The 24,297-nt window shown below is 71.2% G+C and carries 28 protein-coding genes; 12 read left to right on the top strand and 16 right to left on the bottom strand.

Features of this window, described 5'->3' with window-relative positions:
- Positions 1 to 42: 42 nt before the first annotated feature.
- From H976_RS0121335 to H976_RS27825, 4 genes are all read right to left on the bottom strand, one after another.
- Positions 43 to 720, bottom strand: coding sequence for an SDR family oxidoreductase (locus tag H976_RS0121335; RefSeq protein ID WP_027863184.1), 678 nt, complete (start codon positions 718 to 720; stop codon positions 43 to 45).
- A complete protein-coding gene (locus tag H976_RS0121330) occupies positions 720 to 1,688 on the bottom strand; it encodes a quinone oxidoreductase (RefSeq protein WP_027863183.1) in 969 nt (322 codons plus the stop codon). Before H976_RS0121330 ends, H976_RS0121335 begins: the two co-directional genes overlap by 1 nt.
- A 31-nt stretch (positions 1,689 to 1,719) precedes the next feature.
- Positions 1,720 to 2,898, bottom strand: coding sequence for an NADP-dependent malic enzyme (locus H976_RS0121325; RefSeq protein WP_027863182.1), 1,179 nt, complete (start codon positions 2,896 to 2,898; stop codon positions 1,720 to 1,722).
- 182 nt (positions 2,899 to 3,080) lie between these two features.
- Positions 3,081 to 3,437: a S24 family peptidase gene (locus tag H976_RS27825; RefSeq protein ID WP_051277268.1), complete on the bottom strand. Its 357-nt coding sequence runs from the start codon at positions 3,435 to 3,437 to the stop codon at positions 3,081 to 3,083.
- A gap of 115 nt (positions 3,438 to 3,552) precedes the next feature.
- Here H976_RS27825 and sodN point away from each other — a divergent pair, with 115 nt between their 5' ends.
- From sodN to H976_RS0121300, 4 genes are all read left to right on the top strand, one after another.
- Entirely contained in the window at positions 3,553 to 3,954 is a 402-nt protein-coding gene (gene sodN / locus H976_RS0121315) for a superoxide dismutase, Ni (protein WP_027863181.1), read from the top strand.
- Between the two features lie 206 nt (positions 3,955 to 4,160).
- Positions 4,161 to 4,847: a hypothetical protein gene (locus H976_RS0121310; protein WP_036227635.1), complete on the top strand. Its 687-nt coding sequence runs from the start codon at positions 4,161 to 4,163 to the stop codon at positions 4,845 to 4,847.
- Positions 4,848 to 5,017: 170 nt separating this feature from the next.
- Entirely contained in the window at positions 5,018 to 5,398 is a 381-nt protein-coding gene (locus tag H976_RS0121305) for an ATP-binding protein (protein ID WP_027863179.1), read from the top strand.
- Between the two features lie 4 nt (positions 5,399 to 5,402).
- Positions 5,403 to 6,212: an RNA polymerase sigma factor SigF gene (locus H976_RS0121300; RefSeq protein WP_036227633.1), complete on the top strand. Its 810-nt coding sequence runs from the start codon at positions 5,403 to 5,405 to the stop codon at positions 6,210 to 6,212.
- Between the two features lie 18 nt (positions 6,213 to 6,230).
- Here H976_RS0121300 and H976_RS29250 read toward each other — a convergent pair whose 3' ends face one another.
- A complete protein-coding gene (locus H976_RS29250) occupies positions 6,231 to 6,674 on the bottom strand; it encodes a hypothetical protein (protein WP_155918625.1) in 444 nt (147 codons plus the stop codon).
- Between the two features lie 208 nt (positions 6,675 to 6,882).
- On the opposite strand from H976_RS29250, the gene H976_RS0121285 reads away from it, so the two are divergent.
- Positions 6,883 to 7,134, top strand: coding sequence for a WhiB family transcriptional regulator (locus tag H976_RS0121285; protein ID WP_027863177.1), 252 nt, complete (start codon positions 6,883 to 6,885; stop codon positions 7,132 to 7,134).
- 18 nt (positions 7,135 to 7,152) lie between these two features.
- Here the strand turns inward: H976_RS0121285 and H976_RS0121280 are convergent, their stop codons facing one another.
- Positions 7,153 to 8,631 (bottom strand): sensor histidine kinase, encoded by a 1,479-nt coding sequence (locus H976_RS0121280; protein ID WP_027863176.1) that lies wholly within the window; start codon positions 8,629 to 8,631, stop codon positions 7,153 to 7,155.
- Positions 8,632 to 8,689: 58 nt separating this feature from the next.
- Between H976_RS0121280 and H976_RS0121275 the strand changes: the two genes are divergently transcribed.
- Positions 8,690 to 10,399, top strand: a complete 1,710-nt coding sequence (locus H976_RS0121275) for an acetolactate synthase (RefSeq protein WP_051277264.1) — start codon at positions 8,690 to 8,692, stop codon at positions 10,397 to 10,399.
- Positions 10,400 to 10,403: 4 nt separating this feature from the next.
- Positions 10,404 to 10,892, top strand: coding sequence for a GNAT family N-acetyltransferase (locus tag H976_RS0121270; RefSeq protein ID WP_027863174.1), 489 nt, complete (start codon positions 10,404 to 10,406; stop codon positions 10,890 to 10,892).
- Here the strand turns inward: H976_RS0121270 and H976_RS29245 are convergent.
- The 9 genes from H976_RS29245 to H976_RS0121230 all read right to left on the bottom strand — a co-directional run bounded on the left by H976_RS29245 (position 10,889) and on the right by H976_RS0121230 (position 18,108).
- Positions 10,889 to 13,531, bottom strand: a complete 2,643-nt coding sequence (locus H976_RS29245) for a hypothetical protein (RefSeq protein ID WP_155918623.1) — start codon at positions 13,529 to 13,531, stop codon at positions 10,889 to 10,891. The two genes, H976_RS0121270 and H976_RS29245, sit on opposite strands and share 4 nt — an antisense overlap.
- A 116-nt stretch (positions 13,532 to 13,647) precedes the next feature.
- Complete coding sequence (locus tag H976_RS0121260; RefSeq protein WP_036227631.1) at positions 13,648 to 14,052, bottom strand: thioesterase family protein; 405 nt, start codon at positions 14,050 to 14,052, stop codon at positions 13,648 to 13,650.
- A complete protein-coding gene (locus H976_RS27810) occupies positions 14,049 to 14,534 on the bottom strand; it encodes a DUF6882 domain-containing protein (RefSeq protein WP_051277258.1) in 486 nt (161 codons plus the stop codon). Before H976_RS27810 ends, H976_RS0121260 begins: the two co-directional genes overlap by 4 nt.
- Before the next feature lie 78 nt (positions 14,535 to 14,612).
- Complete coding sequence (locus H976_RS31195) at positions 14,613 to 14,687, bottom strand: 50S ribosomal protein bL37 (protein ID WP_369759046.1); 75 nt, start codon at positions 14,685 to 14,687, stop codon at positions 14,613 to 14,615.
- 99 nt (positions 14,688 to 14,786) lie between these two features.
- Positions 14,787 to 15,089, bottom strand: a complete 303-nt coding sequence (rsrA, locus tag H976_RS0121250) for a mycothiol system anti-sigma-R factor (protein ID WP_231389012.1) — start codon at positions 15,087 to 15,089, stop codon at positions 14,787 to 14,789.
- On the bottom strand, positions 15,089 to 15,754 hold the full coding sequence (locus H976_RS0121245) for a sigma-70 family RNA polymerase sigma factor (protein WP_081683151.1): 666 nt from the start codon (positions 15,752 to 15,754) through the stop codon (positions 15,089 to 15,091). Before H976_RS0121245 ends, rsrA begins: the two co-directional genes overlap by 1 nt.
- A 130-nt stretch (positions 15,755 to 15,884) precedes the next feature.
- A complete protein-coding gene (locus H976_RS0121240) occupies positions 15,885 to 16,529 on the bottom strand; it encodes an alpha/beta family hydrolase (protein ID WP_027863170.1) in 645 nt (214 codons plus the stop codon).
- On the bottom strand, positions 16,529 to 17,275 hold the full coding sequence (locus H976_RS0121235) for an SOS response-associated peptidase (RefSeq protein ID WP_027863169.1): 747 nt from the start codon (positions 17,273 to 17,275) through the stop codon (positions 16,529 to 16,531). Before H976_RS0121235 ends, H976_RS0121240 begins: the two co-directional genes overlap by 1 nt.
- Before the next feature lie 50 nt (positions 17,276 to 17,325).
- Positions 17,326 to 18,108: a hypothetical protein gene (locus H976_RS0121230; RefSeq protein ID WP_027863168.1), complete on the bottom strand. Its 783-nt coding sequence runs from the start codon at positions 18,106 to 18,108 to the stop codon at positions 17,326 to 17,328.
- 145 nt (positions 18,109 to 18,253) lie between these two features.
- On the opposite strand from H976_RS0121230, the gene H976_RS27805 reads away from it, so the two are divergent.
- The 4 genes from H976_RS27805 to rsgA are packed head-to-tail and all read left to right on the top strand — an operon-like array spanning position 18,254 to position 22,829.
- Positions 18,254 to 19,993: a sigma-70 family RNA polymerase sigma factor gene (locus tag H976_RS27805; protein ID WP_051277256.1), complete on the top strand. Its 1,740-nt coding sequence runs from the start codon at positions 18,254 to 18,256 to the stop codon at positions 19,991 to 19,993.
- 29 nt (positions 19,994 to 20,022) lie between these two features.
- A complete protein-coding gene (locus tag H976_RS0121215; RefSeq protein WP_027863166.1) occupies positions 20,023 to 20,553 on the top strand; it encodes a DoxX family membrane protein in 531 nt (176 codons plus the stop codon).
- 9 nt (positions 20,554 to 20,562) lie between these two features.
- A complete protein-coding gene (aroA, locus tag H976_RS0121210; protein ID WP_027863165.1) occupies positions 20,563 to 21,843 on the top strand; it encodes a 3-phosphoshikimate 1-carboxyvinyltransferase in 1,281 nt (426 codons plus the stop codon).
- A complete protein-coding gene (gene rsgA, locus H976_RS0121205; RefSeq protein WP_027863164.1) occupies positions 21,840 to 22,829 on the top strand; it encodes a ribosome small subunit-dependent GTPase A in 990 nt (329 codons plus the stop codon). The genes aroA and rsgA overlap by 4 nt, the downstream gene beginning before the upstream one ends.
- A 4-nt stretch (positions 22,830 to 22,833) precedes the next feature.
- Here rsgA and H976_RS0121200 read toward each other — a convergent pair whose 3' ends face one another.
- Positions 22,834 to 23,301, bottom strand: coding sequence for a DUF2231 domain-containing protein (locus H976_RS0121200; protein ID WP_036227630.1), 468 nt, complete (start codon positions 23,299 to 23,301; stop codon positions 22,834 to 22,836).
- A gap of 119 nt (positions 23,302 to 23,420) precedes the next feature.
- On the opposite strand from H976_RS0121200, the gene hisN reads away from it, so the two are divergent.
- Positions 23,421 to 24,290, top strand: coding sequence for a histidinol-phosphatase (gene hisN / locus H976_RS0121195; RefSeq protein ID WP_027863162.1), 870 nt, complete (start codon positions 23,421 to 23,423; stop codon positions 24,288 to 24,290).
- The last annotated feature ends 7 nt before the right edge of the window (positions 24,291 to 24,297 follow it).

Raw genomic sequence — 24,297 nt, 5'->3', positions numbered from 1 at the left:
CCGACAAACTCATCGGTTACGGGCCGACCGGGTGTTGCTCGATCAAGGACCGGGACTGACCGTCAGGTCGGGGATGGTCGCGTCCCGCGGCAGGTCGAGCACGTGACGGATGGCGTCGGCCACCGTCTCCGGCCGGATCCAGTCGCCTCCGTCGTACTCCTTGCCTTCCTGCTCGTGCACCCTGGCTTGCATCGGGGTGGCGGTGCGGCCGGGGAAGACGGTGGTGACGCGTACGCCGGAGCCGAGCTCCTCTGCCCGCAGTGCATCCGCAAGTGCTCGCAGGCCGTGCTTGGAGGCGGCGTAGGCCGACCACTCGGGGTTGGCCCGGAGCCCGGCGCCGGAGTTGACGAAGACGACGGTGCCGCGAGCAGCGCGCAGGGCCGGCAGCGCGAGCCGGGTCAGCTCGGCCGGGGCGAGCAGGTTCACGTCGAGGTGCTCGCGCCACTGCGCGGCGGTCAGCTCGGAGATGGTTCCGAGGTCGACCACCCCGGCGGCGTGGACGACGGAGTCCAGCGAGTCGGGCAGCTCGAGGGCGGCGAGGGAGGGTACGTCGGCGAGGTCGGCGACCAGGGTCTGCGCGCCGTCGTACTGCTCGGACAGCTGCTCGGCACGCCGCTCCGACCGTGCGAGGAGGACGAGGTCGTCGCCGCGGGCACGGAGCACCTCGGCCAGGGCGGCACCGATCCCGGACCCGGCCCCGGTGATCAGGTGGGTGGGCATCAGCGGGTGAAGACGATCTTGCCGAACACGTCGCCCTCGGCCATCGCCGCGAAGCCGTCGGTGGCCTGCTCCATCGGGAGGGCCCGGTCGATGAGCGGGCGGGTGCCGCTGGCGTCGAGCAGGTTGACCAGGCTCGCGAGCTCGGTTCGGGTGCCCATGGTCGACCCGATCACCCGCAGCTGCAGGAAGAAGATGCGCGTGAGCTCGGCGTCGTCGAGCTCGGGACCCGACGTCGTACCCGAGATCACGATGGCGCCACCCGGACGCAGTGACCGGATCGAGTGCGACCAGGTGGCGCGCCCGACGGTCTCCATCACCGCATCGACCTTGGTCGGCAGCCGCTCGCCGGACTCGAAGACCTCGTGGGCACCGATCTCCAGGGCGCGCTTGCGCTTGGCGTCGTCGCGACTGGTCGCGTAGACCTTCAGGCCTCCTGCCCGGGCCAGCGTGATGAGGGCCGTCGCGACGCCACCGCCGGCGCCCTGGACGAGGACGCTGTCGCCGGCCTTGAGGCCGCCCTGGGTGAAGAGCATCCGGTACGCCGTCAGCCACGCTGTCGGCAGGCAGGCCGCCTCCTCGAAGGACAGCGACTCCGGCTTGGGCACGACGTTGGTCCTCGGCACCGCGACCTTGTCGGCGAAGGTGCCCTGGTAGCGCTCGCTGAGCAGCGACCGCTTCGGGTCGAAGGTCTCGTCCCCGCGCCACGACGGGTCGCTGATCACGGCATGCACGACGACCGGGTTGCCGTCCTCGTCGAGGCCGGCCGCGTCGCAGCCGAGGATCATCGGGAGTGCCTCCTCCTTGAGGCCGACCCCCCTGAGCGACCACAGGTCGTGGTGGTTCAGCGAGGCCGCCTTGACGGTGACTGTGGTCCACCCGTCGGGCACGTCGGGATCGGGTCGCTCACCGACCACGAGACCGTCCAGCGGTGCGTCGGAGGAGAAGCTTTCGGCGTACACGGCAAACATGATTCGACCCTAGCGGCCGGTCGATGCGCCACTAACGACGAGCCACCCCGTCCCGCCGGGCAGCGGCGGCCACGGCCTCGGCCACCATCGGGCCGACGCGGGGGTCGAAGGGCGAGGGGATGATCAGCTCCTCGGTCGCGACGTCGGCCACGATCGAGGCGAGGGCGTCGGCGGCCGCCAGTTTCATGCCCTCGGTGATCGCGGTGGCGCGCGCGTCGAAGGTGCCGCGGAAGATCCCCGGGAACGCCAGCACGTTGTTGATCTGGTTGGGGAAGTCCGAGCGACCGGTCGCGACGATGCGGGCGTGCCGGTGGGCGACGTCGGGGTGCACCTCGGGATGCGGGTTGGCCAGCCCGAACACGATGGCGTCGGACGCCATGGTCGCGACGATCTCCTCGGGAACGGTCCCGCCCGAGACGCCGATGAACACGTCCGCACCGGCCATCACGTCGGCCAGCGTGCCGGTGCGACCGGTCAGGTCGGCGGTGACCTCGGCGAGCGCCTTCTTGGAGTCGTTGAGGGGACCGCGGGAGGAGGCGAGTACGCCGGCCCGGTCGATCACGGAGACGTCGGTGATGCCGGCTGCCAGGAGGATGCGCGAGACAGCGACACCGGCCGCCCCCGCACCGGAGACGACCACCCGGGTCGTCTCCATCAGCCGGTCGGTCAGCCGCAGCGCGTTCTCGAGCGCGGCCAGCACCACCACGGCCGTGCCGTGCTGGTCGTCGTGGAAGACGGGGATGTCCAGCGCCTGCTTGAGACGGTCCTCGATCTCGAAGCAGCGCGGCGCGGAGATGTCCTCGAGGTTGACGCCACCGAAGCTCGGCGCGAGCCGCGCGACGGTCTCGACGATCTCGTCGACGTCCGTGGTGTCCAGGCAGATCGGCACGGCGTCGACCCCGCCGAACTGCTTGAACAGCACCGCCTTGCCCTCCATCACCGGCATCGCTGCCTTCGCACCGATGTCGCCCAGGCCCAGCACGGCGGTGCCGTCGGTGACGATCGCGACGGTGTTGGAGACCCACGTGTAGTCGTCGGCCAGGGCAGGCTCGGCCGCGATGGCCTCGCACACCCGCGCGACGCCGGGCGTGTAGGCGAGCGAGAGCTCCTCCGGACCGTTGAGGGCGACGCGCGACGCGATCTCCATCTTGCCGCCGGCGTGCAGGGCGAAGACGGGATCGTGGGCGCGTGGGTTCTCGAGATCAGGCATGTGTTCCGATGCAACCATGAAGGGCTCCCCTGGGGCATGGGTGGGTCAGTGAAGTGACGAGGGCGAGTCGACGCAGGACCGGTGGTGTGGCCGCGGACTCGCGGTACGAGTGGGGGGTGACCCAGCCCCATCGTGGCACAACGATGACTGCCTGCGGCGTACGGCCTGGTGAATGTGAGGTATCACGCAGCGTCGTCCGGCGCGGCCGGCAGCCGGCCGGGGCGTGGCCACAACCGGAGCACCACCAGGGCGAGTACGCCGTCCTCGGCGATCGCCCCACCCGACCAGGAGTCGCGCCCCTCGAAGGCGTTGTCGCGCACCACCCACCAGCCGTCGCTCGAGCGGTGGTCGAGCCGCTTGACCGCGACCACCCCGTCGGCGAAGCGCACGATCGCGATCGCACCTGGTCGTGGCGTGGCGCCGTAGCGCACCAGCAGCCGGTCACCCTCCTCCAGCGTCGGCGTCATCGACCGTCCACGGACCACGGCGACCCCGAGGGGGATCAGTCCGCCCGAACGGGGTACGGAACGACCGAACATCTGCGCTGGACCTCCCATGGAGCGCGTCGCTGCGTGCGCAGTAGTGTCGCAGGCAGGTCGTGACCGTGACGGCACGGTGACGCCAGCACAGCCGACAGCGAGAGGAAAGAACCGCATGCTGAAGAAGTTCTTCGCCCCGACCATCGAGGTCTCCGCCCACTGCGACCTTCCTTGCGGTGTGTATGACCCGGCCCAGGCACGGATCGAGGCCGAGTCGGTCAAGGCGATCATCGCGAAGGTCGCCGACAACGACGACCCCGACTTCCGCACCCGCGCCATCCTGATCAAGGAGCAGCGCTCCGAGCTGGTCAAGCACCACCTGTGGGTGCTGTGGACCGACTACTTCAAGCCCCCGCACTTCGAGAAGTACCCGCAGCTGCACACGCTGGTCAACGAGGCCACCAAGCTGGCCGGTGCGAGCGGCACCAAGGGCGAGCTCGACGAGGCCAAGGCCGACGAGCTGCTCGCCAAGATCGACGAGATCGCAGAGATCTTCTGGGAGACCAAGAAGTCCTGAACGAAGTGAAGGACTGGAGGTCTGAGGAAGGGCTGAGCTTGCGAAGCCCTGACGCACGCTTCTAGCGCAACCAAAGGTCAGAACCCCCGTTTGCCCCATGGCGACGGGGGTTCTGCCGTCTCGCAGCACTCCGGACCAATCCGGTCGGGGCACCGTCACGAACGACGTGGGACACAACGAACCCAACGTTCAGGATGTGAACCCCGATGAGCTCGATCTTCTCCACTCGGACCCGCAAGGCCATCGCGGCCGCGGCGCTCGTGACCACCGCCAGCCTCTCCGTCGCAGCCTGCGGCAGCAGCGACGACACCTCCAACGCGTCGGCGACGACCAAGGCCTCGGCTCCCAAGCCGGTCGCCGCCATCGACTCGCTGACCGGCAACGACACCCAGGTCACCCTCGACCAGGGCTTCGTCGACGCCCTGACCCAGCTCAAGCTCACCCCGGGCACCGTCGGCACCGCCAAGCTCGAGAACGGCGCGCTCATCTTCCCGATCACGGGCGGCAACGTGACCGTGTTCAAGCCGGGCCAGGTCTCGCCGTACGTCATCGGCCAGATCCAGCACGAGGGCTCCGGTCTCTCGCTGAGCGCCGGCGGCACCAAGGTCGAGCTGACCAACCTCAACGTCGACCCGGGCGTCTCGCGGGTGTACGGCGACGTGAGCCTCAACGGCAAGCCCGTGGTGTCCAGCGCCTACCTGTTCAAGCTCGACGGCCGCACCCTCGAGCCGCTGAGCACCGGCAGTGGCACGGCCACCCTGGAGGGCACCAAGGTGGAGATCTCCCCCGTGGCGGCCCCCCTGCTCGACAAGGTCTTCAAGACCGACGCGGTCAAGCCCGGCCTGCTCGTCGGCATCGCCAAGATCACCGTCAGCACCACCCCCGGCGACTGAGCCGGCGCGGCCAGCAGCCGCACGCACGATCACGTCGACCCCGGAGCCCCGCGTTCCGGGGTCGATGTCTGCAGGTGCGAGGTGTCCGAGAGCGTCGGCGAACCGCCACGCCGCGGCATATCTCGGATTAGTCTGTTCTCACAGACCACACCCTTCCCAAGGACACCACCGTGAGCCAACGACCGGACGTCGAGCTGCGCCTGCCGGCAGAGAGCGCCTACGTCGCGGTGCTGCGCATGACCACCGCAGGTCTGGCCGCCCGCCTGGACTTCACCCTCGACGACATCGAGGACCTGCGGATGGCGGTCGGCGAAGCGTGCGCGCTCGTGCTGGAGAACGCCAACCCGGAGGGCGACCTGTACGCCGCCTTCGGCCTGCGTGACGGCTCGATCAGGGTCTCGGTCTCGGCCGACGCCCTCGGTGACATCGAGCCCGACGTGGACAGCTTCGGCTGGCAGGTGCTCACCGCGTTGACGAGCGAGGTCGTCACCAGCCGCGATGGACGCCTTCGCTGGGTCTCGTTCACCGTGCGCTCCAGCATTGCGGCGTGACGCGGTGGAGGATGCCGGGTCCGACGCGCTCGAGCGACGCGGGGCCGCCGCTCAGACGACCCGCGAGCTGAGCCTCGCGCTGTTCAGCGAGCTGGGCCACGCCGACACCTCGGAGGTACGGCGAACCCAGTGCCGCGAGGAGCTCGTGCAGCTGCACCTGCCACTGGTCGACCACTGCGCACGCCGTTTCACCAACCGTGGCGAGCCACTCGACGACCTCGTCCAGGTCGGCACCATCGGCCTGATCAAGTCGGTGGACCGCTTCGACACCGACCGCGGCGTGGAGTTCTCGACGTACGCCACCCCGACGATCATCGGCGAGATCAAGCGCTACTTCCGCGACAAGGGCTGGGCGATCCGGGTGCCGCGGCGGCTCCAGGAGCTGCGCATGTCGATCAGCGCGGTCACCGGCGACATGTCCCAGGAGCTCGGCCGCTCCCCCACACCGCGCGAGATCGCGGACAAGATCGGGGTCAGCGTCGAGGAGGTGATGGAGGGCATCGAGTCGGCCAACGCCTACTCCACGCTCTCCCTCGACGCCGGCGACAGCAATGACGACCGTCCGGGCAACAGCATGCTGGACAGCCTCGGGATGGACGACGAGGCGCTCAACCACGTCGAGATCCGCGAGTCGATCAAGCCGCTGATCGAGGCGTTGCCCACCAGGGAGAAGCGGATTCTGCTGCTGCGCTTCTTCCGCGGCATGACCCAGTCGCAGATCGCCGAGGAGATCGGCGTCTCCCAGATGCACGTGTCCCGACTGCTCAACCGCACCCTCGAGCAGCTGCGCACCTCGCTGACCGAGGTCGGCTGACGCCGCCTCCCGGAGGGGCTACCCGGTGTGCTCGAGCGCGTCGATGGAGCGCGGGTGCAGCAGTCCGGCCAGCACGATCGCCCCGGCGAGCGCGAGCACGATGGCGATCGGCAGGGTGTCGCCACCCTTGAAGCTCCAGGCCAGGCCCAGCAGGATCAGCTGGGAGAGCAGCACCGGTCCGCGCGCCCAGCCACGCACCATGTGCAGTCCGCGGGCGCAGGCCAGCAGCACGGCTCCGTAGACCACGAAGAACACCGCGGTGGTCAGCCCCATCACCAGCCGGTCGCTGTCCAGGCTGACCAGCTCGCTGATGCCGAACAGCACGATCAGCAGACCCTCGACGAACGTCATGCCGGCGGCCACTGCGAGCGGGGCCGGCGCGCCGTACCGGGAGTACGGCGACCGCGTCGTCGGGTCCGGCTCGGGGGCGCGCCCGGAGGGGTCGGGACGGGAGTCAGTCACGGGTCCGACCCTATTCCTCGAGGTGCTGTGACCAAGGCGACGATCAAGGGGGGTTGTCATCGCGCCCGGGAGTTGCAACGATCGAATACGTGCGCCGCAGCACATCTTCGCCGTGCGCACCACCTACACACTCCCGGTTCCCCACCCATGAGCACCGGGCTACGATAGTGAACGCGTTCACAAATGAGTTCGGAGGGGTTCCCCACCCATGGATTGGCGTCACCGTTCCGCGTGCCTCGACGAGGACCCGGAATTGTTCTTCCCGATCGGCAACACCGGTCCCGCGATCTTGCAGATCGAGGAGGCCAAGCAGGTGTGCCGACGCTGCGACGTGCGCGAACAGTGCCTCGCGTGGGCCCTCGAGGCCGGGCAGGACCACGGTGTCTGGGGAGGCCTCAGCGAGGACGAGCGGCGCGCGCTGAAGCGTCGCAACGCCCGGGCCCGCGTCCGCACCGCCTGACCCTCGTCCTCGGCTCTCTCACCTCGGCTGGGGAGCCACGTTCGGGATCCACACCTCGACCCGCGTCCCGCTCCCCTCGCCCCGGGGTCCCAGCCCGATCTGACCCCCGAGCTCACCCACGAGGGTGAGCACGATGGACAGGCCCAGACTGGCCGTCTCCTCGACGCTGAACCCGTCGGGCAGGCCGACCCCGTCGTCCTCCACGGCGAGCCGCAGGCCGTCGTCCTCGCGGGCGCAGCGGATCTCGATGGTGCCCGAGCGCTCCGCCGAGAAGGCGTGCTCGACGGCGTTCTGGATGAGCTCGGTGTACACCATGGCCAGGGGCGTGGCGGCATCCGAGCTGATGGAGCCGAACGAGCCGGTCCGGTGAGCCCGGATCGGCGCCCCCTGCGAGCCGACGTCGGTGACCAGCCGGGTCAGCCGATCGGTGACGTCGTCGAAGTCGACGCTCTCGTCGAAGGCCTGGCTGAGGGTCTCGTGGACGACGGCGATCGCGCCGACCCGGCGTACCGCCTCCTCCAGCGCGACCCGGCCCTCCGGTACGCCGATCCGACGGGCCTGCAGCCGCAGCAGGGCCGCGACGGTCTGCAGGTTGTTCTTGACCCGGTGGTGGATCTCACGGATGGTCGCGTCCTTGGTGACCAGCTCGCGGTCGCGCCGCCGCAGGTCGGTCACGTCGCGCAGCAGCACCAGGCCCCCGGTGTGCTCGCCGGTGGGGCTGAGCGGGATGGATCGCAGGATCAGCGTGGCCTGCGCGTTGCCGAGCTCGGTGTCGCGCGGCATCCGCCCACCGAGCACGGCGCTGATCGTCTCCTCGTCCGGGCGCGTCCCTGCGGGGACCAGCTCACGGGTCTGTCCGGCCAGCGAGGTGCCGCTGAGGTCACCGGTCAGCCCGAGCTTGCGGTAGACCGACAAGGCGTTGGGGCTGGCGTAGGTCACGTGCCCGTCGGCATCCACCCGGATGAACCCGTCGCCGACGCGCGGGGTGTCGGCATGGTCGGAGCGCTGCCCGGGGAACGGGAACGCCCCTCGGGCGATCATCTGCGAGAGTTCACTGGCGGTCTGCAGGTAGGACAGCTCCAGCCGGCTCGGCGTACGCACGCCCTGGAGGTTGGTGTTGCGGGCCACCACCGCGATCAGGTGGTCGCCGCGTCGTACGGGTATCGCCTCGACGCGGACGGGTACGTCGTCTCGCCACTCCGGATCACCTTCGCGGGCGATGCGCCCCTCGCGCAGGGCGGCGTCGAGCAGCGGCCGCTTGCCGGCCTCCATGAACGACCCGACGATGTCGTCGACGAACGCCGTCGGACCGGTCGTGGGTCGCATCTGCGCGCCGGCCCAGTAGCCGGACCCGTCGCGCGCTGGCAGCCACAGCACCAGGTCGGCGAAGCTGAGGTCGGCGATGATCTGCCAGTCCGCGAGCAGCAACGAGAGCCACTCCACGTCCTCGCGCGAGAGGTCGGTGTGGGCACGGGCAAGCGCCTTGAGCGACGGCACGTGGCCAGCCTAGAGACAGCCATGTCGGCACGACTGGCCGAGGGCTAACCTCGCCTCCATGACCCAGGCACCCGAGCAACCGACGGAGCAACCCACCGACCAGACGGGCGACCCGGCCGGGACCGTGGAGGCCCACTCCGGGCAGCACGCCGTCGCCGTCGCTCGCGCCCACGGGGTCGAGGTCATGTTCACGCTCTCGGGGGCCCACGTCTTCCCGATGTACGACGGGGCGGTGACCGCCGAGCCGCCGATGCGGATCCTCGACGTACGCCACGAGCAGACCGCCGCCTTCGCCGCCGAGGCGATGGGCAAGCTGACCCGCACGCCGGGTCTCGCGGTGCTCACCGCCGGTCCCGGCGTCACCAACGGGGTCAGCGCGGTCGCCCAGGCCCAGTTCAGCGGCTCGCCCCTGGTCGTGGTCGGCGGGCGGGCGCCGCAGAACCGCTGGGGCAGCGGCTCGCTCCAGGAGCTCGACCAGCCGCCGATCCTGGCGCCGGTCTCCAAGCTGGCCCGCACCATCCACACCGCCGGCGAGGTGGCCCAGGGGATGCACGAGGCGTTCACGCTGGCCGGGAGCTCGCACCGCGGGCCGGTGTTCGTCGACGTGCCGATGGACGAGTTCTTCAACACCTCGGCCTCGGCCCGTCCGACCGTCGGTCCCCGGCAGCGGCTCGAGCCCGACGGCGACGCCATCGCCGACATCGCCGAGCTGCTCGGCCAGTCGCAACGGCCGGTGCTGATCCTCGGCACCGACGTCTGGGCCGACGGCGCCGAGGAGGCTGCGCTCCGGCTCGTCGAGGAGACCGGGATCCCGGTCATCACCAACGGGATGGGCCGCGGCGTCATCCCCGGCGGGCACCCCAAGCTGGCGACCAAGGCCCGCGGAGTCGCGCTCAACGGTGCCGACCTGGTCGTCGTCGCCGGCACTCCGCTCGACTTCCGGCTCGGCTACGGCCTCTTCGGCGGGAAGGAGGGGGCGACCCCCGCCCGCGTCGTACACCTGGCCGACTCCCCCGGCCAGGTCTCCCAGCACGCCGAGCTGGCCGCCGAGGCCTCGGGCGACCTCACCCTGGTGCTCGACGGGCTCCGCGACGCCGTCGCAGGTCTCGTACGACGTCCCGACTGGTCCTCGTGGGTCAGCGACCTCCAGGACACGGTCAAGCAGGCCACCGCCCGGGACGCCGAGCTGCTCGGCGCGACAGCCGATCCGATCCACCCTGCGCGCATCTACGGCGAGCTGGTGCCCCGGCTGGCCGAGGACGCCGTCGTCATCGGCGACGGCGGTGACTTCGTCTCGTTCGCCGGCAAGTTCATCGAGCCGAAGCGACCGGGTGGCTGGCTCGACCCCGGCCCCTACGGCTGCCTCGGCGCCGGTCTCGGTGCCGCCATCGCCGCCCGGCTCTCCCGGCCGTCGGCACAGGTCGTCCTGCTGTACGGCGACGGCGCGGCCGGCATGTCGCTGATGGACGTCGACACCCTCGTCCGGCACAACCTCCCCGTCGTGATGGTCTGCGGCAACAACTCCGCGTGGGGCCTGGAGAAGGGCCCGATGCAGATGCTCTACGGGTACGACGTGGCCGCCGACCTCGCTCCGCAGACCCGCTACGACCAGGTGGTCACGGCGCTCGGCGGAGCCGGCGAGACCGTCACCGACCCCCGGCAGATCGGACCGGCGCTCGACCGAGCCTTCGCAGCCAACGTCCCCTACCTGGTCAACGTGATCACCGATGTCAACGCGCCCTATCCCCGCAACACCTTCGGCATCTGATCCGGTGGGCCACGAGCTCCGCCTGGTCCGCGCCGAGGAGCTCGCGGCCGTCGGGCAGCTGACGGCCGACGTCTACATCGGCGACGGGTTCGTCGTCGAGTCGGACGGCTACGTCGAGAAGCTCGCCGACACTGCCCGCCGTGCCCGGGAGGCCGAGGTCTGGGTGGCGGTCGACGGCGAGCAGGTGCTCGGCTCGGTCACCTTCGTGCTGCCCGGCTCGCCCTACCGCGAGATCGCCCGCGACGACGAGGGCGAGTTCCGGATGCTCGCGGTCGACCCGGCCGCACGCGGTCGCGGCGTCGGTCAGGCACTGGTCGAGCTGTGCCTGCGGCGCTCCCGCGAGCAGGGGTACGCCGGCGTGCGGATGTCGACGATGGACCAGATGACCTCGGCCCACCGCGTCTACGAGCGCCTGGGCTTCACCAGGCTTCCCGACGACGACTGGTCGCCCGAGCCGGGGGTCTCCCTGCTCGCGTACGGGATGCGGTTCTAGGCGATCGGGACCGCCTGCGAGGTGGCGTCGGCATGACCCGCCACCTTGAGCACCTTCAGGGTGTAGCTGCCGGCCGAACGGTAGGTCGTCCGGACCGAGATCGTGCCGCTCGCACTGGTCGTCGCCGAGGCGACCTGGGCGGAGACGCCGGTGCTGGTCGGCGTGAAGAACACCTTGACCGGCACGCCCGGGGCGACGACGGTGCCGCCGCCGTACGTCCGGGACAGCCCGCCGGTCACCGTCACGCTGGTGCCCGAGCGGGTGGCGGCCGCCGAGGTGAACGAGGTCGTCCAGGTGCCGGCGGTGACGGCGCCGAGGTCGACGCTGTCCGCTGGAAGGCCGGTCGCGCCGGCGTACGTCGCCGACAGGGTGCCGGAGAGCTTCAGCGGCACCGCGAGGCTGTAGGTGCCGTCCGCCAGCGTGCGGGCCGTGCCCACCGCGGTAGCGGCCCTGGCCCCGCTCGCCAGCACCTTCACCGTCACCGTGGCAGCGGCGACACCGGTGGTGCTGCTGCCGGCGGTGCGGGTCAGCCGCCCGGTGACGTGCACGCTCCCGCCGTAGCCGACGTCGGAGGCGTCGGCGCTCGCCGTGAGCTCGGTGCTCGGTGTCCGGACCGTCAGTGACCCGAGCTCGGCGCCGACGGCGTTCCAGGAGGCCGCGGCCGGTACGGCGATGCCCAGGTGTCCGGAACGGATCGGCTTGACGGTCGTCGTGAACGAGCCGTCGGCCGTCGTACGCACCGTCGCGAGGGCCAGCGACTTCGTGGTCGAGCCCTCCGTCCAGGTGAGCTTCACCGGCACCGAGACGCCAGCCACGCCGACGTCCGCGCCGCCCACGCTCCGGTTGAGCGTGCCGGACACCGTGACCGGGTCCCCCTGGTAGACGTCGTCGTCGCTGGCGGCGGCGTCGAGGTCGAGGGTGCACTTCGCCGGAGTCGCGGTGCCGGTGGCCGAGGTCGCGGCGGCGAACACGGAGCCAACCGTGGTCCGGGCGGCGTACGACGTCGGCAGCGTGGCCACACCACTGGCGGTGGCCACGCCGCCGCTGACCGTCGTGGCTGCGCCTGCGGCAGCAGCAACGGTCATCGCGGAGGTCTTCTTGGTGAACGCGACGGACAGCCCGAGCACCGGCTGCCCGGTCGCCGTGTCGGTGACGGTGGCCCGCACGGGAAAAGTCGCGCTGGTGCACACCGACGCAGCACCCTGCTGGCCGTCGAGGCCGAGAGTGATCCCGACGGGGCGCGCGGTGCCGGTCGCGAAGACCAGTGGGCTCGTGACGACCTTGGTGGCCGCGGTCGAGTCGGTGACGGTGACGGTGACGGTCGTCGACCCGCTGGCCTTGGCCGGGCAGGTGACCGTGGTCTGCACGGCGGTCGGGTCGGCGAAGGTGCAGTCGGCACGGCCCGCCTTCCACGCAACGGTCTGCACGCTGCGACCGGTGGGCAGCACCGGCGCCACCTCGACCTGCGTGCCCAGTCCGGGGACGGCGGGGTTGTTCACACCGATGGTCGCGCCGAGGTGCGTCGGCGTACCGGCCGAGCCGCCGCCCGATCCGTCGCCGCCCCCGACGAGGAAGCGCGAGTCGGCCGCGTTCCAGTGTCCGGAGAGATAGCTGCCGGGGTCGGGGTAGGTCGAGAAGTAGTCGTCGGAGTTGCAGTCGAGCAGATACTCCAGCGTCGGCGGGCAGACCTGCACCATGGCGTGGCCGCCGCCATCGGCGTAGCACATGGTGTCGCTCTCGTCCCAGCAGTGACCGTTGGCCGTGGAGTGCGCCGCACTGCGGTTCACCGCCCCGAGGGTGTGCACCAGCTCGTGCGCCTCGACCGAGTGGTCGCCGGCACCGTCACCGAAGCCCCAGCAGGCGGAGTCGATCCGGGCGTACTGGGCGTAGGAGCCGTTGTTCGGGTTGGCCTGCGTGGCCCCGTCGTTGGGGTAGAGCGACGCGATCCCGCACTGCCCGGTGCCGTCGGTCCACATCAGGTACTTGCGGGTCGGGTCGGTGTAGCCGAGCGCCTGGACCGCACTGATGGTGGCGCTGAAGCTGCTCATCGAGCCCGCCGGCACAGTCACGTTGAGGACCTTGGCCTCGCAGGTGCCGCCGGCGCCCACCTCGGTCACGTAGCGCACGTTGCGCACCCCACCGGTCACCGCGGCCGAGCGGTTGACGACGTCGTCGACGCCGGCGGCCCACAGCTTGAAGTTGGCCAGCAGGCTCGCGTAGCGGTTGGCGTGGCCTGCCTCCACGACGTACATCGCCTGGACCCGGAAGCCGCTGCTGCCGTCCCCGTCGCACGTCACCGCCGGGGTGGTCGCGTTGGAGGCCGCGGCCATCGGCACGCCGAGGTCCTCGGCCGCCTCGTAGGCCGCCGGGCCGGCGCCGACGCGGGAACGCAGCTCGGCGGTGCTGACGGGCTCGGTGACGTCGACGCCGGGCGGCGCGACGTCGGCGTGCGCGCAGACGACCGGACCGGGCATCCGCTCGAGGACCTCACCGCCGGGGCCGCACACCGAGGCGCTCGAACCATGGCCCATGGCGGCCAGGAACACCGGGGCCGTGACCAGCAGGGCCGAGACGAGGACGCCACAGGCTCGGAGGACCACTCCGGTCCGTCCGTGCGGCGGTACGACGAGACGCCTCATGCTCTGCCTTCCATGGCCCCGGGACCGCCGATCCGTCGGCCGTCCGGCGCCGCAGCACGCGACGCCGGCTCCAGATTAAGAGCAAATGCCACACACCGGACGCGGAATCCGGAAGATCAAGCGCCCGCGACGCGCCCCATGAACCGTTCGGCGTCGACGATCACGCGCGTCACCTCACCGGAGCCGACCAGCTTGCCGTCCTGGCGGACGGCGACGCTGAACCGCACCAGCTTGCCGTCGACGTGGGTGGTGCCCGCCGAGATGCGTACGACGGCACCGACCGCCGAGGGCGCGAGGTGCTCGACCGAGACCCGGGTGCCGACCGTGGTCTGCCCCTCGGCGAGGCACGACTCGACCGCCGCACAGGTGGCCGCCTCGCTCCAGGCGAGCAGCACCGGCGTACCGAGCACCGGCAGGCTGCCCGAGCCCACGGCGGCGGCGGTGTCGGCCTCGGTGACGGTGCGCTCGATCGTCGCGGTGAGGCCGGCGACGAGCGGCTGTGGGATCGGCGCCGGGCTCATCTGGCCGGGACCTCGAACACCGACGTGCGGCCCGCCTCCTCGAGGGTGACCTCGCCGAAGGCGATGTAGCTGGCGAGGCTGCCGTCGAAGGGGTGGTAGAGCCCGGTGCAGCGACCGATCCGGAAGGCGAGCGCGATGACGTCGCGGACCCGCCCCTCGTCGAGCTCCAGCGGGGACGAGGTCAGGGCGCCGATGCCGTGCTCGGCCCCGTAGGCACGCACTTCCGAGGCGGTCCGGGAGAGCGACTCGGCGATGGAGGCGTTGTCCCAGGACCACACGAAGCTGCTCACCTTCGCGTTCCAGGAGCCGAGGATCTGCACCGGCGCCGAGGCGACGTGGTCCTCGAAGGCCCAGAAGATCCGTCCCTGGCCCTGGTCGAGCGACCACCGTTGCGCCGTACCGAGTCCCCAGCGCTGGGAGTGCTCCTCGGTCGTGCGGGCGATCTCGGCGTGCCCCTCGGTCACGAGTGTCTCGAGTTCCATGTCCCCCATCCAATCAAGTCCGGACGCACGAGAGCCCCGGACCTGGTGGTCCGGGGCTCCGGGATCGACACTGTGCGCTCAGGCGTTGGGGCGCTTGCCGTGGTTCGCGCCCTTCTTCTTGCGAGCGCGGCGCTTGCGGCCGGTCTTGCCCATGGTGGTCCTCCTACGTCGGTGGCCCTGGGGTTGCTCCCGGAGCCGGCGTACATCCTCTCAGGTACGCCGCGACAAGACGAATCGGGCGACCAGGACCGCTCAGTCGCGGCGGGTGATCTCGACCTGCACCTGGCGGATCGACAGCATCACGCGCTGCCGCAGCCCGTCGGGCGCCTTCTCGCTGCACGAACGGGCCACCAGGGTCTTCACGGTGCGTTCGAGGTCGTAGCGGGCGAGGCACGGGCCGCACTCGTCGAGGTGGTGCTGGATCTCGGCGCAGTCGGCCTGCTCGAGCTCGTTGTCGAGGAAGAAGAACACGCGACCGAGGACCTCCGAGCAGTCCTTGGCAGAGAAGTTCGACGAAGGGTCTCCGGTCGGCATCTCGGGGTCGTGGGTCGTCATCACGAGGCTCCCTTCGTGGCCCCACTGGAGAGCAGGTCGTTGTCTCGGACGTAGTCGGCCAGCATCTCGCGGAGCTGGCGACGCCCACGGTGCAGCCGTGACATCACGGTGCCGATGGGCGTCTCCATGATCTCGGCGATCTCCTTGTAGGGGAATCCCTCGACGTCGGCGAGATAGACCGCCAGCCGGAACTCCTCCGGCAGCCGCTGCAGGGCGTCCTTCACGTCGGAGTCGGGCAGGTGCTCGAGCGCCTGCATCTCCGCGGACTTCAGCCCGCTGGAGGAGTGCGACTCGGCGCGGGCGAGCTGCCAGTCCTCGACGTCCTCGGCCATCGACTGCTGCGGCTCGCGCTGCTTCTTGCGATAGGTGTTGATGAAGGTGTTGGTGAGGATCCGGTACAGCCACGCCTTGAGGTTGGTGCCGGGCCGGAACTGGTGGAAGGACCCGTAGGCCTTGGCGAACGTCTCCTGGACGAGGTCCTCGGCGTCGGCGGGGTTGCGGGTCATCCGCATCGCGGCCGAGTAGAGCTGGTCCAGGAACGGCAGCGCGTCGCGCTCGAACCGCGTCTGGCGCTCTGCCTCGGTCTCGGTCTGGGGGTCGATCTCGGCCGGGTCGACGACAGCGGCGTCGGCGGGGTCGAGGGTCTCGGGGTCGGTGTCACTCATCGTGTCCCAGAGTAGACGAGGGGTGGCGGACGACGGCCGGTCGAGCGTCGCGAGCACGGGCGATCCTCCTCCGCAGGTTTGTCACGGTTGTGGTCCGGGGGCTCCCGGGATCCACAGGAGGAACACGGCCTCAGCCGTTTCGATTCCCCGCGATCTCGCGCACCACCCACTCCAGGGTGGCCTCCAGCACCACGGCCAAGGCGTCGGCCTGGCTCAGCTCGGCGGACTTCGGGACCTTCATCGAGTGGTCGGCGGCGGGGACGACGGCGAGGTCGATCCCGTCGGGGAACTCCGCGGGTGTGCCGAACGGGTCACGCTCGCCCTGCACCACGAGCGTCGGCACCCGGGTGTGCTGGAGCTCGGCGAGGCGGGACTTCTCCGGCTGTCCGGGCGGGTGCAGCGGGAACGAGAGCGCCAGCACGCCGCGGGCGCCGACTCCCCTCGCGATCCGGCAGGCCGAACGGGCTCCGGCGCTGCGGCCGCCGAGCACGAGCGGGCTGCGGGTGCGCATGTCGTCGAGCACGGCGGTGTAGCACTCGTCGATCACGGGCGGGGCGGGCGCGAGCTTCTTGCCGGCCACCCGCCAGGGCATCTCGACCAGGGCCACCGAGATGTCCTGCTGGGGCAGGGTGCGCGCGAGCCGGAGCAGGTCAGGTGCGTCGATCCCGCCACCGGCCCCGTGGGTGAGCACCAGCATCGCGAGCGGTCGCTTGGCGCGGCGTACGACCAGCCGGGCGTCGCCCTTGGGAGTGGGCACCATGCGCTCGGGAGGCATCAGGCCTCCTCGAGGGGCAGCGGGGCGAGCAGCTCGGGGCCGTTGTTCTTGACGTTGGAGACCAGCGTGGAGACCGGGTAGGCCTCCAGCCGACCGGGTGCGGCCGGCTCGAGCAGCGCCAGCAGGTCGTCGGTCGCGTTGACACGGGGGTCCAGCCACTGCTCGTAGCGGTCGGGACCCAGCATGAGCGGCATCCGGTCGTGGATGTGGCCCAGGGAGTCCTCGGCGCTGGTGGTCAGCACGGTGCAGGTCCACAGGAACCGGGTCGGGTCGTCCTCGTCCTTGGCCGGATCGCGCCAGATCTCGTAGAGGCCGGCCATCGCCAGCACGCCGCCGTCCTTGGGCCGGATGAAGTAGGGCTGCTTGCGGGGCTTGCCGGCCTTGGTCTTCTCCTCGGTCGGGTACCACTCGAAGTAGCCGTCGGCCGGCAGGATCGCGCGACGGCGCTCGAAGGCGCGGCGATAGGCCGGCTTCTCGGCCACGGTCTCCATCCGGGCGTTGATCATCCGGCTGCCGACCTTGGGGTCCTTGGCCCAGAACGGCACCAGGCCCCAGGTCAGCGCGCGCAGCTGTCGCTCCGGGGTGGCTTCCTTCTCACCGCTGGGCGGACGCTCGACCACGGCGTAGACCTCCTTGGTCGGCGCCACGTTGAAGTCGGGCTCGAGGTGAGGCAGGTCGGGGTTGCGGATCTCGAACTCCTCGACGAGGTCCTCGGGCTGACGACTCGAGGCGTAGCGACCGCACATGGCGGCAAGGCTAGTCGCAGGCGCAGACAGCGCCGTACGCCGAGACCGCCCTAGCTGCGCGCGATCTCGTCGAGGAGAAGGCCAGCGCCGTCGTCGGACGGCGGCAGACCCTCGATCCAGACCCGGGCCCTCTCTCCCCCCGGATCCATGTCCTCGACGAGACCGCGCAACAGCCCCACTCGCGGAGCGAGCAGGTCCCCCCGTTCAGCGACCACGACGAGCCGCGACGGGCTCGCCAGGCCGATGGTTTCCCCTCCCGGAAACACCATGCGGGCGTAGTCGGCCAGCCGGGCCAGCCACAAGGCTGACTCGAAGCCGGCCACCACGCCCACGCCTGCGCGGCCGCCCTCCACGGACGGCCGGCGTGCGAGCAGGGGGACGTCGACCACCACCAGCGCGTGGCTGGTGTTCGTCGACCGTCCCCCCTGCTCGGCCCCGCGATAGACCTCCGAGAGCCTGGCCCGCAGGTGCGCAAGGCTGGCCAGTCCCGTCAGAGGGTCCTCGCAGGAGAGCTGGTGGAGGTATCCGAGGGTCTCCTCGCTCCACGCCAGGCACAACGCTCGCAGAGCCCGGTAGTCGGGCTCCCCTCCCTGAACGCGCGCGTAGGTGGCCCTCAGCCCGTCCAGTGCCTCACCCAGGTCGGCACCGTCACGGGCAGTCTCCCGGCCCACGTCTGCGCACGCGTTGCTCACGTCGTGCCCTGCGGCGATGCGTTCGCCGACCGCCTCGAAACGCGCAGGCAGCCCCCGCTGCAGCACGTCCCGGTCCGGTACGGCGTCCGCCGTCACCTCGGCGTGCGCGCCCCTGCGAACCAATGTCGCAAAGATGCCCATGCCAGCTCCGTCTCTCCTCGGTCAAGGCCACCCCCCACGTAGTGGCCTCGAGGAAGTAACGGGGCTGCACGGGTTCCATGACGGGAAAACCGGAATAAACTCAGGCAGTTCCTTCCCGACCTCCCCGAAGGCCCCGCCAACGCCCATGAGCTCCGCCGACGCGACTCCCCACGAACTGACGGATCCGGAGCTCATCTCCCGGGTGCGTGAGGGTGACGTCGGCGCCTACGGCACGCTGTTCGCCCGACACGTGGACGCGGCCACCCGGTTGGCCCGGCTGCTCGTGGGTCCCTCGGACGCCGACGACCTGGTCTCCGAGGCGTTCGTCAAGGTCCTCAACGTCCTGCTCGGGGGCGGCGGTCCCGACGTGGCGTTCCGCGCCTACCTGCTGACGGCGGTCCGGCGGCTGCACATCGACAAGGTGCGTGGCCAGCAGAAGCTCACCACGGCGGGCGACATGACGCCGTACGACCCGGGTGTGCCGTTCGCCGACACGGCGGTGGCCGGCTTCGAGGGCGGGGCTGCCGCCAAGGCGTTCGCCTCGCTGCCGGAGCGCTGGCAGATGGTGCTGTGGCACCTCGAGGTCGAGAACCAGAAGCCGGCTGACATCGCCGTGCTCCTCGGGATGAGCGCCAACTCGGTCTCCGCGCTCGCCTACCGTGCCCGTGAGGGTCTGCGCCAGGCGTTCTTGACCATGCACGCCGGCGACCTGGTCAGCGAGGAGTGCCGCGAGACCAACGACCTGATGGGCGGGTACGTGCGCCACGCCCTGTCACGCCGCGACACGGCCAAGGTGGAGGACCACCTCGACCACTGCCGACGCTGCACGGCCGTCTACCTCGAGCTGGCCGAGGTCAACTCCTCGCTCGCCGGACTGCTCGGGCCGGTACTGCTCGGCGGCGCCGCTGCCGGGTACCTCGGCGGCGGCGTGGTCGCCGGCGCAGGAGCCGGCGCGGGAGTGGCGGCGGCCTTCGGCCGCATCCGCGACCTGGCCCTGTCCAACCTCCCCGCCACCGCTGCCGCGACGGTGACCGCCGTCGGGGTCGCCACCATCACCGGCCTCGCCATCGCCAACCGCGGACCGAGCGAGCAGCCGACCTCGGCGCAGCCGCCCGGAGCCGTGGGGATCGCCACCTCCTCGACCCCGTCGCCCTCGGACTCCTCCTCGCCCAACTCAACCTCGGGCCTCCCCAGCCCCAGCGCGCCGACGGCGACCACGCCTGCCACCGAGCAGACGCTGCCCACGGATGCGGCCACGAGCACGGCGACCGCCACTGGCTCCCTCACCGGCACCAGCGCACTCACCAGCACCGGAACGACCTCGACGGGCAACGGAGGCAACGGAGCCAACGGAGGCGGCGGGAACGGAGGCGGCGGGGGCAACGGGAACGGGAACGGCAACGGAGGGAACGGGAACGGCCACGGCAACGGGAACGGCGGTGGCACCAAGCCGACCGACCCCGGCACACCCCAGCCCACCAAGCCGACGAACCCGACCCCCACCGAACCGACACCGACCGAGCCCACGACTCCGCCGGCGCTGAGCGCGGACCTCTCGCTCGACCTTCGCGCAGGAGACCTCCGTGGGCGCGCCACCGTCACGGTGATCGTCTCGGGCGTCCCCAACGGCACGACCGTGACCGTGACGGCCACCGGCAGCCGCGGGAAGTTCCACACGCACAACAGCCCGACGTGCCACCACTCCGGCGGAACCACGTGGGTCTGCACCGCCACCCGCGACGGACAGTCCTTCCTGTTCCACTCGACGAGCTTCGCCCCCCAGCAGGTGACGTTCTCGGTCACTCCTCCCGACGGCTGGACCGACCCCGCGCAGGGCAACAACAGCCGCACCTACACGCTCCCCGGCGACTCCGGCTCGGATTGACCCGGGGTCGATGGGGTAAAGATGAGGGCATGACAGCCACCCGACTGATTGCGCGCCCGATGCTGGCTTCCACCTTCGTGGTGGGCGCGGTGAGCGCGTTGAAGAACGCCGATGCCCTGGCCATCAAGGCCAAGCCCGTGGTCGACCGGCTCCGACCGACGCTCGAGAAGGTGGTCCCGGTGCAGATCCCGGACGACACCGTGACCCTGGTGCGCATCAACGCGGCCGCACAGATCCTGGCGGCGCTGGCCCTGGCCCGGGGGCGGGCACCTCGGCTGTCCAGCACCGTGCTCGCCGCCTCGCTGGCACCGACGACGATGGCCGGCCACCAGTTCTGGAACGAGACCGATCCCGCACTGAAGGCGAACCAGAAGCTGCACTTCTTCAAGAACCTCTCGGTGCTCGGCGGCCTGCTGCTCGCGTCGGTCGACACCGAGGGTCGTCCCGGGGTGGCGTGGCGGGCCAAGCACGCGGTCCGGGGAGGTCGGCGCGAGGCACGCCACCTGACCAAGCAGGCCAAGCTCGAGGCTCGACTCGCCGCGAAGTCCATCGGCCAATAGCCTCGGGGCGTGGAGACGCGCCCGACGCAACGACTCGACCTCTGGCCCGCGCCGACGGCGCGTGGTCCGGTCGACGCGCGCATCGAGCTCCCCGGCTCGAAGTCGCTGACCAACCGGGCGCTCGTGCTGGCCGCCCTGGCCGACGGCCCCTCAGTGGTACGCCGAGCCCTGCGCTCGCGCGACACCGAGCTGATGGCGGCTGCCCTGACCACGCTCGGCTCCCGCGTCGACACCGCGGGCGAGCACTGGACGGTGACCCCGGGCTCTCTTCGAGCAGGGGTCGTCGACTGCGGGCTCGCCGGCACGGTGATGCGCTTCGTCCCACCGGTCGCGGCCCTGGCGGACGGTCCGGTCACCTTCGACGGTGACCCGCACGCGCGCACCCGTCCCATGTCCGGGGTCATCGACGCCCTCCGGGCGCTCGGAGTCGAGGTCGACGACGACGGTCGCGGCACGCTGCCGTTCACGGTCACGGGCACGGGCCGCGTCAGGGGCGGCTCGGTCGTCATCGACGCGTCCGCGTCGAGCCAGTTCGTCTCAGCGCTGCTGCTCGCCGGTGCGTCGTACGACGAGGGCATCAGTGTTCGTCACGCGGGGCCTCCGATGCCGTCGCTCCCCCACGTCGCGATGACCGTCACGTGCCTGCGCGAGCACGGCGTGGAGGTCGAGACCGGCCACGACACCTGGACCGTCCCGCCCACCACCGTGCGTGCCGTCGACGTGACCATCGAGCCCGACCTGTCCAACGCTGCGCCGTTCGTGATGCTGGCCATGACCAGCGGCGGGCGCGTTCGTGTGCCCAGTTGGCCAACCGCGACCACCCAGGCCGGGGACGCCCTGCGCGACCTGCTGGTGCGGATGGGGGCCGAGGTGTCGCTCGACGCGCACGGCCTCACCGTGGACGGCTCCGACACCCTCCTGGGCATCGACGCCGACCTGCACGACGTCGGCGAGCTCGCCCCTGCCGTGGCCGCGCTCTGCGCACTCGCCGAGACGCCGTCGCGGCTGCGCGGCATCGCCCACATCCGCGGCCACGAGACCGATCGGCTCGCGGCGCTGGCCACCGAGCTCCGCGGCCTGGGAGCGGAGGTGACCGAGCACGAGGACGGCCTCTCCTTCGAGCCCGCGCCGCTGCACGGCGGGACGTTCCACACCTACGCCGACCACCGGATGGCGCACGCCGCCGTCGTGGTGGGGTCCGCCGTCGAGGACGTGCTCGTCGAGGACGTCGCCACCACCTCGAAGACGTTCCCGGGCTTCGCCGACGTGTGGGCGGGACTGTTCGCATGACGAGCGGGCGCTACGAGGAGCACGACCCGGAGAGCTACGAGCGTCCCCGCCGGCACACCCGCCCGAGGACCAAGAACCGCCCCAGCTACGACGACGCCGTCCCGGCGGTGGTGGTGACCGTCGACCGCGGGCGCTACACCTGCGACCTCGGCGAGGGCGGGCCGCCGGTGACCGCGATGAAGTCCCGCCCGCTCGGCCGCAAGGGCGTGGTCGTGGGCGACCGGGTGCGACTGGTCGGGGACACCTCCGGGGCCGACGGATCGCTGGCCCGGATCGTGCTGGTCGACGAGCGCGTGACCGTGCTGCGGCGTACGGCCGACGACGACGACCCGGTCGAGCGAGTCGTGGTCGCCAACGCCGACCAGCTCGTCATCGTCACGGCGCTCGCCGACCCCGAGCCCCGACAGGGACTGGTCGACCGCGCCCTCGTGGCGGCGTACGACGCGGGCATGGACCCGCTGCTGTGCCTGACCAAGGCCGACCTCGCCGACCCCGAGACCCTGCTGGCCGGCTACCGCCCGCTGGGGGTGCCCTACGTCGTGACGCAGCGTGCAGCCGACCTCACCGAGATCCGGGAGCGGCTCGCGAACCGCACCAGCGTGCTCCTCGGGCACAGCGGCGTCGGCAAGTCGACGCTCGTCAACGCGCTCGTGCCCGACGCGTTCCGCGAGGTCGGCGTGGTCAATGCCGTGACCGGCCGCGGGCGGCACACCTCGACCAGCGTCTGGATGCTGCCCCTGCCGGGGGGTGGCTGGATCATGGACACCCCCGGCATCCGGTCCTTCGGCCTGGCCCACGTCGACCCCGACAAGCTGATCGAGGCCTTCCCCGACCTCGACGACCTCACCGAGGACTGCCCCCGCGGGTGCACCCACGGGGAGGACGAGCCGGAGTGCGGACTCGACGAGGCCACCGGGACCCAGCTCGAGCGGGTGCGCTCGTTCCGGCGCCTGCTCGCGAGCCGTGAGGCCGGCGAGCAGTACTAGCTCGCTACTGCTGCCAGACGGCGCGGGCACCGGCGTCGCCGGTGAGGAAGACGAGCACCAGCACGGCGACGGCCAGCAGCGGCAGCAGCACGATCATCGGCTTCTCCAGGACCGCGAGCTTCGCGTCGCGGTCCTGCGCACCGCTGAGCCGGGTGACGTGGCCGAGGGCCCAGAACGCGACCACCATGACGGCGGTCAGCGCGAAGACGGCGATGCGCAGCTTCTCGGCCCACTCCGAGTGGTTGTGCACGAGCGGCGAGTCGAGGTGCCTGGACTCCTCGATGTCCTCCCCCGTCATGATCGAGAGCTGGACGGCGACCGAGGCGACGAGGGTCAGCAGCAGGGCCGGCCATCGGGCCAGCCAGCGCCACCGCGGCACGACGTAGGCGATCGAGGCCAGTGCGGCCAGGGGGACGAAGACGACGGCACCATGCACGACGAGCGGGTGCAGGGGCACCCCGTTGATCTCCATGGGGGTCAGGCTAGGGGGAGCCGACCGCCGCGCTCTGCTGTCCATTGGTCCTAGCACCAGCGCGGCGCGCGTCGGACTGCGGCACGCGGCCTCTGCTCGCTGGGCTTAGCCTGTGCCCCATGCCGTCCGACTACACCGACGACCTCCGGCTCGCCCACGTCCTCGCGGACGATGCCGACTCCACGTCGCAGGCGCGCTTCAAGGCACTCGACCTGCACGTGATGACCAAACCGGACCTGACTCCCGTCACCGACGCCGACCACTCCGTGGAGGAAGGCATCCGTCGGGTGCTCTCCCGGGCCCGGCCGCGTGACGCCGTACACGGTGAGGAGTCGGGGTCGACCGGCCACAGCCAGCGCCGGTGGGTGGTGGACCCGATCGACGGCACCAAGAACTTCGTGCGCGGCGTACCCGTGTGGGCCTCGCTGATCTCGCTGATGGTCGACGACGAGGTCGTCGTCGGTGTCGTCAGCGCACCCGCACTGAACCGGCGATGGTGGGCGATGAAGGACGGGGGCGCCTGGACCGGCAAGTCCCTGCTCCGCGCCACGGCCTGCCAGGTCTCGGACGTCTCGCGGGTCGAGGACGCCTCGCTCTCCTACAGCTCGCTGCACGGTTGGGACGAGCGCGGCCGGCTGGAGGACTTCATGTCGCTGTCCCGTCGCTGCTGGCGCACCCGGGCGTACGGCGACTTCTGGTCCTACATGCTGGTCGCCGAGGGGGCCGTGGACATCGCCGCGGAGCCCGACCTGCACGTCTACGACATGGCCGCCCTCGACGTGATCGTGCGCGAGGCCGGCGGCGTGTTCACCTCGCTCGACGGCGAACCCGGCCCCACGGGCGGCAGCGCGCTCGCCACCAACGGCAAGCTGCACGACCAGGCGCTCGCCTTCCTCGGATCCCACTCCGACCACGCCGATCCGCACCCCGGCGGCACCGTGCACGACCTCAGCGCGAGGCGGGGCGAGCCGGCCCCGGACGACGACTGACGCCGAG

This window comes from Marmoricola sp. URHB0036 (genome assembly GCF_000426045.1).
Lineage (GTDB): Bacteria > Actinomycetota > Actinomycetes > Propionibacteriales > Nocardioidaceae > Marmoricola.
Note: the sequence above shows the minus strand (reverse complement) of the source record. Positions and strands in the feature narration are given on the sequence as shown.

What these genes read in the sequence shown, in the direction of transcription:
- H976_RS0121335 (WP_027863184.1), bottom strand. Translation starts at nt 720, where the DNA reads ATGCCCACCCACCTGATCACCGGGGCCGGGTCCGGGATCGGTGCCGCC.
- H976_RS0121330 (WP_027863183.1), bottom strand. Translation starts at nt 1,688, where the DNA reads ATGTTTGCCGTGTACGCCGAAAGCTTCTCCTCCGACGCACCGCTGGAC.
- H976_RS0121325 (WP_027863182.1), bottom strand. Translation starts at nt 2,898, where the DNA reads ATGCCTGATCTCGAGAACCCACGCGCCCACGATCCCGTCTTCGCCCTG.
- H976_RS27825 (WP_051277268.1), bottom strand. Translation starts at nt 3,437, where the DNA reads ATGTTCGGTCGTTCCGTACCCCGTTCGGGCGGACTGATCCCCCTCGGG.
- sodN (WP_027863181.1), top strand. Translation starts at nt 3,553, where the DNA reads ATGCTGAAGAAGTTCTTCGCCCCGACCATCGAGGTCTCCGCCCACTGC.
- H976_RS0121310 (WP_036227635.1), top strand. Translation starts at nt 4,161, where the DNA reads ATGAGCTCGATCTTCTCCACTCGGACCCGCAAGGCCATCGCGGCCGCG.
- H976_RS0121285 (WP_027863177.1), top strand. Translation starts at nt 6,883, where the DNA reads ATGGATTGGCGTCACCGTTCCGCGTGCCTCGACGAGGACCCGGAATTG.
- H976_RS0121275 (WP_051277264.1), top strand. Translation starts at nt 8,690, where the DNA reads ATGACCCAGGCACCCGAGCAACCGACGGAGCAACCCACCGACCAGACG.
- H976_RS29245 (WP_155918623.1), bottom strand. Translation starts at nt 13,531, where the DNA reads ATGAGGCGTCTCGTCGTACCGCCGCACGGACGGACCGGAGTGGTCCTC.
- H976_RS0121260 (WP_036227631.1), bottom strand. Translation starts at nt 14,052, where the DNA reads ATGAGCCCGGCGCCGATCCCACAGCCGCTCGTCGCCGGCCTCACCGCG.
- H976_RS27810 (WP_051277258.1), bottom strand. Translation starts at nt 14,534, where the DNA reads ATGGAACTCGAGACACTCGTGACCGAGGGGCACGCCGAGATCGCCCGC.
- rsrA (WP_231389012.1), bottom strand. Translation starts at nt 15,089, where the DNA reads ATGACGACCCACGACCCCGAGATGCCGACCGGAGACCCTTCGTCGAAC.
- H976_RS0121245 (WP_081683151.1), bottom strand. Translation starts at nt 15,754, where the DNA reads ATGAGTGACACCGACCCCGAGACCCTCGACCCCGCCGACGCCGCTGTC.
- H976_RS0121240 (WP_027863170.1), bottom strand. Translation starts at nt 16,529, where the DNA reads ATGCCTCCCGAGCGCATGGTGCCCACTCCCAAGGGCGACGCCCGGCTG.
- H976_RS0121235 (WP_027863169.1), bottom strand. Translation starts at nt 17,275, where the DNA reads ATGTGCGGTCGCTACGCCTCGAGTCGTCAGCCCGAGGACCTCGTCGAG.
- H976_RS0121230 (WP_027863168.1), bottom strand. Translation starts at nt 18,108, where the DNA reads ATGGGCATCTTTGCGACATTGGTTCGCAGGGGCGCGCACGCCGAGGTG.
- H976_RS27805 (WP_051277256.1), top strand. Translation starts at nt 18,254, where the DNA reads ATGAGCTCCGCCGACGCGACTCCCCACGAACTGACGGATCCGGAGCTC.
- H976_RS0121215 (WP_027863166.1), top strand. Translation starts at nt 20,023, where the DNA reads ATGACAGCCACCCGACTGATTGCGCGCCCGATGCTGGCTTCCACCTTC.
- rsgA (WP_027863164.1), top strand. Translation starts at nt 21,840, where the DNA reads ATGACGAGCGGGCGCTACGAGGAGCACGACCCGGAGAGCTACGAGCGT.
- H976_RS0121200 (WP_036227630.1), bottom strand. Translation starts at nt 23,301, where the DNA reads ATGGAGATCAACGGGGTGCCCCTGCACCCGCTCGTCGTGCATGGTGCC.
- hisN (WP_027863162.1), top strand. Translation starts at nt 23,421, where the DNA reads ATGCCGTCCGACTACACCGACGACCTCCGGCTCGCCCACGTCCTCGCG.